The sequence below is a fragment of the Bradyrhizobium sp. LMG 9283 genome (genome assembly GCF_045571415.1).
Classification (GTDB): Bacteria; Pseudomonadota; Alphaproteobacteria; order Rhizobiales; family Xanthobacteraceae; genus Bradyrhizobium.
In genome coordinates this window covers 918,793-931,149 of record NZ_CP120691.1, presented here as the reverse complement: position 1 = coordinate 931,149, position 12,357 = coordinate 918,793, and the positions used below count along the sequence as shown (strand labels likewise).

At 65.4% G+C, this 12,357-nt stretch carries 8 protein-coding genes; 3 read left to right on the top strand and 5 right to left on the bottom strand.

Features of this window, described 5'->3' with window-relative positions; all coding sequences use genetic code 11:
- Positions 1-20 precede the first annotated feature (20 nt).
- Positions 21-515, bottom strand: coding sequence for a MarR family winged helix-turn-helix transcriptional regulator (locus P6U29_RS04290; protein ID WP_407116466.1), 495 nt, complete (start codon positions 513-515; stop codon positions 21-23).
- Between the two features lie 642 nt (positions 516-1,157).
- Between P6U29_RS04290 and P6U29_RS04285 the strand changes: the two genes are divergently transcribed.
- Positions 1,158-1,466, top strand: a complete 309-nt coding sequence (locus tag P6U29_RS04285; protein ID WP_407116465.1) for a hypothetical protein — start codon at positions 1,158-1,160, stop codon at positions 1,464-1,466.
- Between the two features lie 416 nt (positions 1,467-1,882).
- Here the strand turns inward: P6U29_RS04285 and P6U29_RS04280 are convergent, their stop codons facing one another.
- Genes P6U29_RS04280 through P6U29_RS04265 form a run of 4 tightly spaced genes read right to left on the bottom strand, consistent with a single transcriptional unit; the run spans position 1,883 to position 7,599 of the window.
- A complete protein-coding gene (locus P6U29_RS04280; RefSeq protein ID WP_407116464.1) occupies positions 1,883-4,096 on the bottom strand; it encodes an FAD-dependent oxidoreductase in 2,214 nt (737 codons plus the stop codon).
- Positions 4,097-4,114: 18 nt separating this feature from the next.
- Positions 4,115-5,323, bottom strand: coding sequence for an acetyl-CoA C-acetyltransferase (locus P6U29_RS04275; RefSeq protein ID WP_407116463.1), 1,209 nt, complete (start codon positions 5,321-5,323; stop codon positions 4,115-4,117).
- A 57-nt stretch (positions 5,324-5,380) separates the two neighbouring features.
- Complete coding sequence (locus P6U29_RS04270) at positions 5,381-7,171, bottom strand: acyl-CoA dehydrogenase C-terminal domain-containing protein (RefSeq protein WP_407116462.1); 1,791 nt, start codon at positions 7,169-7,171, stop codon at positions 5,381-5,383.
- Positions 7,172-7,212: 41 nt separating this feature from the next.
- Entirely contained in the window at positions 7,213-7,599 is a 387-nt protein-coding gene (locus P6U29_RS04265; RefSeq protein WP_407116461.1) for a nuclear transport factor 2 family protein, read from the bottom strand.
- A gap of 196 nt (positions 7,600-7,795) precedes the next feature.
- Here P6U29_RS04265 and P6U29_RS04260 point away from each other — a divergent pair, with 196 nt between their 5' ends.
- Complete coding sequence (locus P6U29_RS04260; RefSeq protein ID WP_407116460.1) at positions 7,796-8,386, top strand: PadR family transcriptional regulator; 591 nt, start codon at positions 7,796-7,798, stop codon at positions 8,384-8,386.
- 345 nt (positions 8,387-8,731) lie between these two features.
- The gene (locus P6U29_RS04255; protein WP_407116459.1) at positions 8,732-12,124 is read left to right on the top strand and encodes a hypothetical protein; all 3,393 of its coding nucleotides are present in this window, start codon (positions 8,732-8,734) and stop codon (positions 12,122-12,124) included.
- The last annotated feature ends 233 nt before the right edge of the window (positions 12,125-12,357 follow it).

Here is a 12,357-nt window from a genome sequence, read left to right as displayed (position 1 = left end):
TGAGCGGGTCTGCCGCGCGATCATCGCGACGGCATGGTTTCGTTGACGCCCGCGGGCGGCAGTTTCATCTCGCCGCACGAGCAGCCCAGGCGGTCGAGCAGACTGCTGAGCTTGACGGCGTCGGCATCCGACAGTTTCGAACCGACATATTTCTCGATCGCAGCCGAATAGGCACCCCACATCCGCTTTTGCAACTCGCGCCCGGCTTCCGTGATCTCGACGAACTGACCGCGCTTGTCGATCTTGCATTCGCGCCGCGAGGCGAGGCCCTCGTCGACCAGGCGGTCGATCAGCCGCGAGGTAGAATATTGCGGGATCAGCATCTGCCGCTCGAGTTCGACCGGCCGCAGCTCGCCCGAGGGCGCCCGCGACAATTCGAGCAGCGCGTCATACCAGGCCAGCGGTGGGAAGCCGGCCTTCTTCAAATCCTGCTCGACGCAATCGAGCACGCGGCTCTGCACCCGCATCAGGCGGATCCAGGCGGCTGTTGCCTCGGTCGATGGTTTGCGTTTCATGGTCCCGCTCAAGCTCGTCGCCCGTCTCTTACTCCATTCGATGCACCTGCATCAATCTTGACTATTTCAAGCAGGTGCATGTAGTCGTTCTTTCGGCCGAACCAAGCATCAGGCAGAGGAAATTCCGTGAAACCGTACGCTTCGCCCGGTGCCTGCCCGCCGTCCCCAGATCGCGCTCCTGGAAGCCCGCCTGCCCGATGAGAGCGGGTCGAGGTCGAATCGGCGCCAAGAAGCTCGAAAATGGTGAGGATTACCTGAAGCTGACCCCCTTCGGGGGAAGGTCCCTACGCTGGGCCTCGACTGCGATGAGATCGTGACCGAAGGCCCCGTGATTGTCCAGATGACCGCCGATCCGGCTTCAGCCGAGCCGCTGACCCCCGCCCGCGACAGTTCCAAGAGGATTGGCCCGCCGTTCGCGGAGCACGACAGGCGGGACGCCGGAGAGCCGGACCGATGACCCGGCTCTTTGCTTGCGCCGTTCGCGGAATCCGAAGATTCGAGACGCACTAAACGTCAATTTTACGAGCATTGTCGGGGTTAACAATAACCCTGCGCGCCGTCGTCGCCATCCTTGTGAGAGCAATCCACTTGGCTCAGCTTCAGCGCGGGACACGACGCAGACCGCTGGACCGGAAAGCTATTGTGGCGACTGTTCTCCTCCTCCTGCTCGCGAGCGCAATCACTGGCCTGGCGACGGGGCTATTCTTCCGAGTCTGGACTCTGTTGCTGGTCTCGCCGGTGACCGCGATTTTTGCCGCAACGGTCCTTCAGACCTCGGGCTTTGGTTTTTGGACGGGCGTCCCAATCGTCGTCGGCTGCCTGATTGCCGGCCAGGTCGCCTATCTGGCGGCGACGTTCTACGTGCACAGAGGGGAGCTTTCAGTGCAGAACGAGATCGACGGCGAACCAGGCAAGCACGGCCAGCGCCATATCAAAGGCGAGGACGAGTAGGGCGAGGCCGACCCACGACGGAATCTTTCTGCGCAGCCGGAGCAGCCTGCGGCGCGGCCACGGCCGACCCGGCAGCAATAGGGGAGCGTATCTTACCGCAACGCCGGCTGCGCTGCCTTGAGACACCGTGGGGATCATTGCGGGACACCTTCAACGCCAATGGGCCATCCGGTGGATCATCAGCAAGAGCGGTGCCAGGGCGAAGCGAGCGTGGCTGGGGCAACGAAGTCAGCTGGAAGGCCAGTCTCGGCGACGCATTCTCGCCGTTCTGAGATGGAAAACAAAAAGGCCGGATCAATGATCCGGCCTTTTTGTTTCTGCGTGGCCCGGATGGAGCGAAGCACAATCCGGGTAACTGCATCCGAGGAGATGCTGTCCCGGATTTCGCTTTCGCTACATCCGGGTGACATGCGCCATCAGGCCGCTGCCTTCTTCGGCGCGAAGCGTCCGTAGAACGTCTCGCCCTTCGCTGCCATCTCTTCCAAGAGTTTCGGCGGCGTGAAGCGCGAGCCGTATTTCGCCTCCAGCTTGTGGCAGAGCTCGACAAACTTCTTCGTGCCCATGAAGTCGATATAGGACAACGTGCCGCCGGTGAACGGCGCGAAGCCGAAGCCGAGAATCGAGCCGACATCCGCCTCGCGCGGATCGGTGATGACGTGGTCCTCCACCGTGCGCGCGGCTTCCACCGCCTGCACCACCAGGAAGCGCTGCTTCAATTCCTCGATATCGAGCGTATCGGGGTCAAGCTGCTTCGGCTGCAGCGCAGAGAGGCCCGGCCACAGGCTCTTCTGGCCCTTGCCCTTCTCGGGATAGTCGTAGAAGCCCTTGCTGTTCTTGCGCCCCAAGCGGCCCTGCTTCTCGACCATCTCCACCATCAGCTTCTTCTGTTCGGGGTTGATGGCGTTGGGGCCGAGATCGGCTTCGGTCGCCTTCATGATCTTGAGGCCGAGGTCGAGCGCGACTTCGTCCGACAGCGAGAGCGGGCCGACCGGCATGCCGGCCATCTTGGCGCAGTTCTCGATCATCGCCGGCGGCACGCCTTCCAGGAACATCTCATTGCCTTCGGCGACGTAGCGGCCAACGCAGCGATTGGCGAAGAAGCCGCGGCTGTCGTTGACCACGATCGGCGTCTTGCCGATCTGCCGGACGTAATCCAGCGCGGTCGCGAGCGCGACATCGCCCGTGTTCTTGCCGAGGATGATCTCGACCAGCATCATCTTCTCGACCGGCGAGAAGAAATGGATGCCGATGAACTTGCCCTGATCCTTGAAGCTCTCGGCCAGCGAGGTGATCGGCAGCGTCGAGGTGTTGGAGGCGAAGATCACGTCGGGCTTGAGATATTGCTGCGCCTTGGCAAAGGTCTCGGCCTTGACCTTGCGATCCTCGAACACCGCCTCAATGACGAGGTCGACGTCCTTCAGCGCGGCGTAATCCGCCGTCGGCGTGATGCGCGCGAGCAGAGCTTCCGCATCGCCAGGCTTGGCGCGGCCCTTCTTGATCTGCTCCTCGATCACCTTCTGGGCATGGGCCTTGCCCTTGTCGGCGCTCTCCTGGTCGCGGTCGATCAGCACGACGTCGAGGCCGGCGCGGGCCGAGACGTAGCCGACGCTCGCGCCCATGAAGCCGGCGCCGATCACGGCGATCTTCTTCACCTTGGTCGGCGGCACGTCCTTCGGGCGGCGCGCGCCCTTGTTGAGCTCCTGCATCGACAGGAACAGGCTGCGGATCATCGCGGCCGCTTCCTTCGATCGCAGCACCGAGGTGAAGTAGCGCGACTCGACGCGCAAGGCCGCGTCGATCGGCAACTGCAGCCCTTCATAGACGCAGCTCATGATCGCGCGCGCGGCCGGATAGTTGTCGTAGGTCTCGCGGCGGTAGATCGCGTTGCCGGCCGGGAACATCATCATGCCGGCCTTGGAGAACACCGGACCGCCCGGGAGCTTGAAACCCTTTTCGTCCCAGGGCGCGACCGCCTTGCCGCCGCCCTTGATCCAGTCCTTCGCCGCCTTGATGAGATCGGCGGCGGGAACGACAGCGTGAATCAAATTCAGCGCCTTGGCCTTGTCGACCGTAACAGGATCGCCCTTGAGCAGGATGGTCATCGCATCCTGCGGCGGCACCAGGCGCGGCACGCGCTGCGTGCCGCCGGCGCCCGGGAACAGACCGACCTTGACCTCGGGCAGGCCGAGGCGGGTCTTGGGATTCTCTGCGGCGACGCGATAGTGGCAGCACAGAGTGATCTCGAAACCACCGCCGAGCGCAAGGCCGTTGATCGCGGCCGCCCACGGCTTGCCTGACGTTTCGATCGAGCGCAGCACCTGCGAGAAGCGGCGGCTCTGGTCGAACAGCATCTGGTTCGCGGCCGTCTCGCCCTGCTCCTTGAACACCTTGGCGTAGGCCTGGTTCATGCCCTCGAGCATGGACAGGTCGGCGCCGGCGCAGAACGCTTCCTTGGCAGAGGTGATGACGACGCCCTTCACGGCCGCATCGGCGGTGGTCGCCTTGACGATCGCATCGAGCTCATTGGTCGAGGTCTCGTCGAGCACGTTCATCGAACGGCCCGGGATGTCCCAGGTGACGAGCGCGATGCCGTCGGAATCGGTCTCAACCTTGAAATTCTTGTACGACATGGTGGTTGCTCCCTACCCTTAGACCCGCTCGATGATGGTCGCGGTGCCCATGCCGCCACCGATGCACAGCGTGACCAGGGCCGTGGACTTGTTGGTGCGCTCGAGCTCGTCGAGCACGGTGCCCAAAATCATGGCGCCGGTAGCGCCTAGCGGATGGCCGAGCGCGATGGCGCCGCCATTGACGTTGATCTTGGCGTTGTCGATGTCGAAGGCCTGGATGTAGCGCAGCACGACGGAGGCGAAGGCCTCGTTCAGCTCGAACAGGTCGATGTCCGACTTCTTCATGCCGGAGCGCGCAAAGAGCTTTTCGGTCACGTCGACCGGACCGGTCAGCATCATCGCGGGCTCCGAGCCGATGTTCGCGAACGCACGGATTTTTGCACGCGGCTTCATGCCGTATTTCGCGCCCGCCTCCTTGCTGCCCAGCAGCACCGCGCCAGCGCCGTCGACGATGCCAGATGAGTTACCGGCATGGTGCACGTAGTTGACGCGCTCGATCTCCGGGTGCGACTGGATCGCGACGCCGTCGAAGCCGCCCATCTGCGCCATCATCGTGAACGACGGCTGCAGTTGCGCCAGCGACTGCATCGTCGTGTTCGGCCGCATATGCTCGTCCTTGGCGAGGATGGTGAGGCCGTTGATGTCCTTCACCGGCATCACGGACTTGTCGAAGCGCCCCTCGTCCCAGGCCTTGCCCGCGCGCTGCTGGCTCTGCACCGCGTAGGCATCGACGTCGTCGCGCGAGAAGCCGTATTTGGTCGCGATCAGATCAGCCGACACGCCCTGCGGCATGAAATAGGCCGGCACCGCCATCGAGGGGTCCATCGGCCAGGCGCCGCCGGAGGCGCCGATGCCGACACGGCTCATCGATTCGGCGCCGCCGCCGATCACGAGCTCATGCTGACCGCTCATGATCTGCGCGGCGGCGAAGTTCACGGCGTCAAGACCCGAGGCGCAGAAGCGGCTGATCTGCACGCCAGGCACGGCTTCGCCGAGACCTGCCTTCAGCGCAGCGAAGCGGGCGATGTCGGAGCCGGCTTCGCCGACCGGATCGACCACGCCGAGGACAACGTCATCGACGGAGTCTTCGGGCAGGTTGTTGCGGTCCTTCAGCGCCTTCAGCGGCACCGTGGCGAGTGCGAGCGCCGTGACTTCGTGCAGCGCGCCGTCCGGCTTGCCGCGGCCGCGCGGGGTGCGGACGTGATCGTAGATGAATGCCTCAGGCATGACGCCCTCCTGATGTGATGTTCGAAAGCTATTGGGAAACGGCGGCGGAAGCAGGCCTCAGAACGCTTCCGCCGGCAGTTCCATGATGGTGGCGCAGCCGGACTGGATGCGCGCGAGATTGGCCGCGGTCTCCGGCAGCATCCGCTCCATGAAGAAACGGCCGGTGACGAGTTTCGTGGAGAGATAGGGTGTGGCGCCCTGCTCGGCAATCTTCGCCTGCGTCACCTTGGCCATCTTCGCCCACATGTAGCCGAGCGCGACGAAGCCGAAGAGATGCAGGTAGTCGGTTGCGGCGGCTCCCGCATTGTCCGGCTTCATCATCGCGTTCTGCATCAGCCAGGTGGTGGCCTGCTGGAGATGTCCGAGCGAGGTCGAGAGCGGGGTGATGAAGGGCTTCAGCGCCTCATCGCCGCCGTTCTCCTTGGCGAAGGCCATCACCTCGCCGAAGAACGCCATGATGGCACGGCCGCCGTCGCGCGGCAGCTTGCGGCCGACGAGGTCGAGCGCCTGGATGCCGTTGGCGCCTTCATAGATCATCGCAATACGGGCATCGCGCACGAACTGCTCCACGCCTTGCTCGGCGATGTAGCCGTGGCCGCCATACATCTGCTGCGCCTGCACCGCGTTGGCGAAGCCGTAGTCGGTCAGGAAGCCCTTCAGCACCGGCGTCATCAGGCCCATGTGGTCGTCGGCGGCCTGGCGATCCCTAGGGTCCTCCGAGCGATGGGCGACGTCGCTCTTCAACGCAGTCCACATCACGAAGGCGCGCGCGGCCTCGTTGAAGGCGCGGATCGACAGCAGGGTGCGGCGCACGTCGGGATGCACGATGATAGGGTCGGCCGGCTTGTCCGGCGCTTTCGCGCCTGTGAGCGAACGGCCCTGGATGCGCTCGCGAGCATAGGCGACCGCGTTCTGATAGGCGACCTCGGACTGCGCGAGACCCTGAACGGCGACACCGAGACGGGCCTCGTTCATCATCACGAACATGCCCTGCATGCCCTTGTTCTCTTCGCCGATCAGCCAGCCCGTGGCGTTGTCGTAGTTCATCACGCAGGTGGAATTGCCGTGGATGCCCATCTTGTGCTCGATCGAGCCGCAGACGACGCCGTTGCGTGCGCCCACCGAACCATCGGCATTCACGAGGAATTTCGGCACCACGAACAGCGACACGCCCTTGATGCCGGCGGGCGCACCCTCGATGCGGGCGAGCACGAGATGGATGATGTTCTCAGCGAGGTCGTGCTCACCGGCCGAGATGAAGATCTTGGTGCCCGTGATCTTGAAGCTGCCGTCGGCCTGCCGCACCGCTTTGGTGCGGAGCATGCCGAGATCGGTGCCGCAATGCGGCTCGGTCAGGTTCATGGTGCCGGTCCATTCACCCGCGATCATCTTCGGCACGTAAGTCTTCTTCTGCTCCGGCGAGCCGTGCACCAGCAGCGCCGCGGTCGCGCCCATGGTGAGGCCGCCATACATCGAGAACGCCATGTTGGCGGAGATCTGGAATTCGTTCACCGCCTGACTCAGCGTCACCGGCAGGCCCTGGCCGCCATATTCAGCCGGCGCCGACAGACCGAGCCAGCCGCCTTCTGCCACCTGCTTGAACGCCTCCTTGAACCCCTTCGGCGTGGTGACGCTGCCGTCGTCAGCGCGCTTGCAGCCTTCGAGATCGCCCACACGATTGAGCGGCTGCAGCACCTCTTCGGCGAGCTTGGCGGCTTCGCCCAGGATCGCCTCGCGCACATCGCTCGACGCATCGGAGAAGCCCGGCAGATTGTCGTAGCGATCGATCTGGAAGACGTCGTTGAGCAGGAAGTTCACGTCTTCGACGGGGGCTTTATAGATCGGCATGGTGGTCTCCCGGCATGGGCCCTGAAGGGATGATGTTGGGCTTATGATTGGGCTGCGGCAAGCTGCTCCGCCATCAGGCGGCGCAGCATGTTGATCGCCTTGAGCGGACGCACCATCACCTTGAAATGCGTGATGCGTCCCTCGGCATCGAAGCTGATGATATCGACGCCGTTGATCTCGATGCCGTCGATCACGTTCTTGAATTCGAGCACGGCGCCGCGCTCGTTCTTCCACTCACCGACATAGGTGAAGCCGGGACCGCCGAGCACCTTCTCGGCGCTGGAGAGGTATTTGAAGGTGATGTCGCGGCCGCACTGCGGCGTGTGCACGACCGGGCTTTCGAAGATGGCGTCGGGATGCAGGAGGTCCCAGAGCGCGGCGCGGTCGTGGGACCTCACGTAGGCGTACCAGGAATCGAGGCCGGTCATTCTCAGGTGCCTCCCTAGGCCAAGGGCAAAAAGTGCGAAAACAACCCCATGCACAGTAGCGCGAAGGTTGATTCCGCTGGATTTTTCAGTCGGGACTTTGACCCGCCTGCATGTTGCCTCATATGCACATTGACGCATATGCGCCGATGCGCATAAAGTCAAGCGAGTTGGTCAAACCTAAGAAGGGAGGCCGGTAATGGCGCTGGGCGACGCAATCCTCGCATGCCTGACGGAACGTCCGATGACGGGCTATGAGCTCGCCAAGACGTTCGATTCCTCGATCGGCTTCTTCTGGAAGGCCGACCACCAGCAGATCTACCGCGAGCTCTCCAAGCTGCGCGACCGCGGCCACATCCAGGGCCGCGAGGTCGTGCAATCCGGTAAACCCAATAAGCTGATCTATACGCTCACGCCCGAAGGCCGAATAGCGCTGCGGCACTGGGCCGCGCGGCCAAGCACGCCGCCCTCGATCAAGGACGACCTGCTGGTTCGCCTCCATGCGCTCGACAGCATCGATATCGAGCCGATGCGCACCGATTTGATGGACCGACTGGAGCATCACCGCGACCGTCACGCCAATTACGAGCGCATCCTGAAGAAGCGCTTTCCGGACGGCACGGCGGAGGGACGCCTCGACCTCGGCAACCTGCTCCTGCTCCGATTAGGGGCGCGGCACGAGCAGATGGTGGCCGATTTTTGCGAAGAGGCCCTCGAGGCGCTGTCGGCGATGAGCGGCAAGTCTACTGTGGTGCCGCTGGAGGATGGGAAGCGCGAGGGGAAGGGATAGATCGGCGTCGGCGGTGTTCGTCACCTCTTCCGCTTGCGGGAGAGGTCGCGCCGAAGGCACGGGTGAGGGCTTTCTTCTCTTGGGGATTGTCCCAGTGCGGAAGCACCCTCTCCCCAGCCCTCCCCCGCAAGCGGGGGAGGGAGCGCATCTGCTGCGTTGGTCGGTTCCCCCCCGCCCAACTTTAAGACACCCGCGCCCCATTCCTTAACTCGTTATTTACCGTAACAGGAAAAAGTCGGTTTTCGAGGCAGACGACCCGCGCCGAATTCGATTGTCTTTGCAACCGGCACGCGTGGGAGGCTGGAGGCGCCGGGTGGGGCGCCGGAGTCGGAACCGGACAGAGTCATGAATTCGCGCGTATCGTGGAGTGTTGACGGCATCGATCCCTCCGTCAGGGAGCGGGCCGAAGCTGCTGCGCGCAGAGCCGGCATGTCACTCAACGACTGGCTGAACTCCACGCTCGGCGAGACGACCCCGCCGAACTTTCGCGGACCCTACGACCAGCGTCCGCAACACATGCCGAGCCAGGGACACAGCCAGGAGAGCCGCGAAGTCGCCGACATCCACCAGCGGCTCGACGCGATCACCCAGCAGATCGAACGGATTTCAAAGCCCGCCCCGCGTCAGGACCTCTCGCGCGAGCAGGGCGTCGCGCGCCAGCTCAACGATGCGATCTCGCGGCTCGATGCGCGCCTGTCGCAAATCTCCCGCCCGCAGCGACAATCTCAGCAGCCGCAGCCCCCCCGCCCCGCCCCGGCCGACACGCGCCAGCGCCAGGCCGATGCGGTCGAGCGCGCGGCCGCGCAGGTCTATCGCAGCTCACCACCCCTGAGCCCGGCTTCGTTCGACGTCGCGGTCGCCGAGATCACCGCGCGCCAGAGCGAGCTCGACGGCTTTACGCCCAGGCAGATGCCGCCGCGTGCCGCGCCGTCGCTTGCGCCCGCGGCTCCTTATGCGCCGCCGATGGCGCCGCCCGCGCCTGCCTACGCGCCGCCGCCCCCGCAGCCGGGGCCGGATTTTTCCTCGCTCGAGCGCCATCTGCTCAAGATCACGAGCCAGATCGAGTCGCTGCAGCGCCCCGACAATACCGAGCAGGCGATCGCCGCCTTCCGCAGCGAGCTTGCCGAGATCCGTGCCGCCATCACCGAGGCGATGCCGCGGCGGGCGATCGAATCGATCGAGAACGAGATCCGCTCGCTGCACCGTCGCATCGACGAGACCCGCTCCAACGGCACCGACGGCCAAGTCCTCGCAGGCATCGAGCGCGCGCTGTCCGACATCAAGCAGGTGTTGCGCACGTTGACGCCGGCCGAGCAGCTCACCGGCTATGACGAGGCAATCCGCAATCTCGGCGCCAAGCTCGATCTGATCCTGCGCGCCAATGACGATCCCTCGACCGTGCAGCAGCTCGAAGGCGCGATCTCCGCGCTGCGCGCCATCGTCTCCAACGTCGCGTCCAACGAGGCACTCGCGCGTCTGTCCGAAGACGTCCAGCTGCTGTCATCCAAGGTCGACCAGATCACCCGCGCGTCCGGCCACGGCGACAGCTTCGCGGTGCTGGAGCAGCGCATCGCGGCGCTCACCGCCGCGCTCGAAACCCGCGAGCGGGCTCAGCCATCCGAGAGCACCGAGCATCTCGAAGCCGCGATCCGCGCGCTGTCGGACCGCTTCGACCGCATGCAGGTCGGCAACGACTCGGCCTCGACCTTCGCCCATCTCGAACAGCGCGTCTCCTATCTGCTGGAACGGATCGAAGCCGCCTCCGATCCGCGCAACGGAAACCTGAGCCGCGTCGAAGACGGTCTCCACGACATCCTCAGGCATCTGGAACGGCAACAGGCGACCTACGCCGCGCTGGCCGAGAGTCGCAACTCTGCGCCGCCGCCCGATTCCGGCATGGTCGATCTCGTCAAGCGCGAGCTCTCCGACATCCGCTTCAGCCAGGCCGAGACCAACCGGCACACCCAGGACTCGCTCGAGGCCGTCCACAGCGCGCTCGGCCACGTCGTTGATCGCCTCTCGATGATCGAGGGCGATCTGCGCGCGGTGCGCACCGCGCCGCCGGCCCCTGCCCCGCAGTCGATGCCGATGGCAGCGCCGATGGAGCCGGCGCCGATGGCGCGCGAGCCGCGGCCGCAGCCGCCGAAATACGATGCGAAGCCTGAGCTGCCCAATCCCGCTGCCGCGCAAGCTGGACCGGCCGCCTTCGTCGCCGCGCCACGCGAATTCCACGCGGCCACGCCGGCCGCCCCACCGCCGGTGCCAGCAGCACCGCCTGTTCCGCCGCGTGCGATCAGCGACATCCTGGAGCCGCATACGGCGCCGGCGCGCGCCGCGATCGCGCCGGAATTGCCGCCGGATCATCCGCTCGAGCCGGGCACACGGCCGGGCGGACGCGTCGCCACGCCGTCCGAGCGCATCGCCGCCTCCGAGAGTGCGATCAGCGAAATTCCCGCGGCTCCGAAGGAGCCGGTGTCGTCGTCGAGCTTCATCGCGGCCGCACGCCGCGCCGCGCAAGCCGCCGCCGCGCAGCCACCCGAGAAAGCCGGCCGCGCCGCCAAGGCGGCGGCGAGCCGCGGCAAGGATAAGGGCCAGGAAGGTGGCTCGACCATCACCTCGAAGATTCGCTCGCTGCTGGTCGGCGCGAGCGTGGTCGTGATCGTGCTCGGCACCTTCAAGATGGCGATGAACCTGCTCGATGGCGGCAACGCACCGCCGGCGCCGCAGGCGATGCAAAATATTCCGAGCGAGCCGGCACCGCAGGCCGCGCCGTCTCCGGTCGAGACCAAGCCGGCCGCGCCCGAGCAGATCACGCCGTCGATGACCTCGCCGACTCCGATCGGACGGCAATCGCAGAACAATGCCGCGCCGGCGCCCACACCGAATTCCGGCAGCTCGGCCTCGGTTGAAATTCCGCAGGCGCCTGCCGCAGCCGTGCCGCCGCCTGCTTCTAGCAGCGACGTCACCGGCGCGCTGTCGGGCACGAGCCGCGCCAAGCTCGGCCTCGTCCAGGTGCCGCCGAGCGAGAAGCTCCCTGATGGCATCGGCGGTCCGGCCTTGCGCACCGCCGCGATGAAGGGCGATGCGACCGCGGCCTACGAGATCGGCGTGCGCTTCGCGGAAGGAAAGGGCGTCGCCACGAATTACGATGAAGCGGCGAAGTGGTACGACCGCGCGGCGCAGGCCGGCGTGGTCCCCGCGACCTTCCGGCTCGGCACGCTCTATGAGAAGGGCCTTGGCGTGAAGAAGGACGCCGACATCGCCCGCCGCTATTACACGCAGGCCGCCGAGCGCGGCAACGCCAAGGCGATGCACAATCTCGCGGTGCTCGATGCCGACGGCGGCGGACGCGGCGCCAACTACAAGAGCGCGGCGCAGTGGTTCCGGAAAGCTGCCGATCGCGGCGTCGCCGACAGTCAGTTCAACCTCGGCATCCTCTATGCCCGCGGCATCGGCGTCGAGCAGAACCTCGCCGAATCCTACAAATGGTTCAGCCTGGCGGCTGCGCAGGGCGATGCCGACGCGGCCAGCAAGCGCGACGATGTGGCGAAGCGCCTCGACCCGCAATCGCTCGCCGCCGCCAAGCTCGCGATCCAGACCTTTAGCGCCGAGCCGCAGCCCGACGATGCCATCAACGTTGCGACCCCGAACGGCGGCTGGGACAGCGCGCCGCAGGCAAGCGCAAAGCCCGCGCCGAAGCAAGTCGCGACGAAGCGGTCGGCGTCAGCGGCGCATTGAAGTGATGAGGAAGGTCGGGCCGCGTTGCCCAGTGCCCACCTCTTCCCGACGGGGAGAGGTCGGATTGCTATGGCGCGCAATTGCGCGCCTGAGCAATCCGGGTGAGGGGCCGCGGCGCGGCGTGCGACCGTAACCCCTCACCCGGATCGCATCAATCGATGCGATCCGACCTCTCCCTTCGGGAGAGGTGAACCGAGTCCTTGGCTCGCAGCGGTTCAAACAAGCTCATCGCG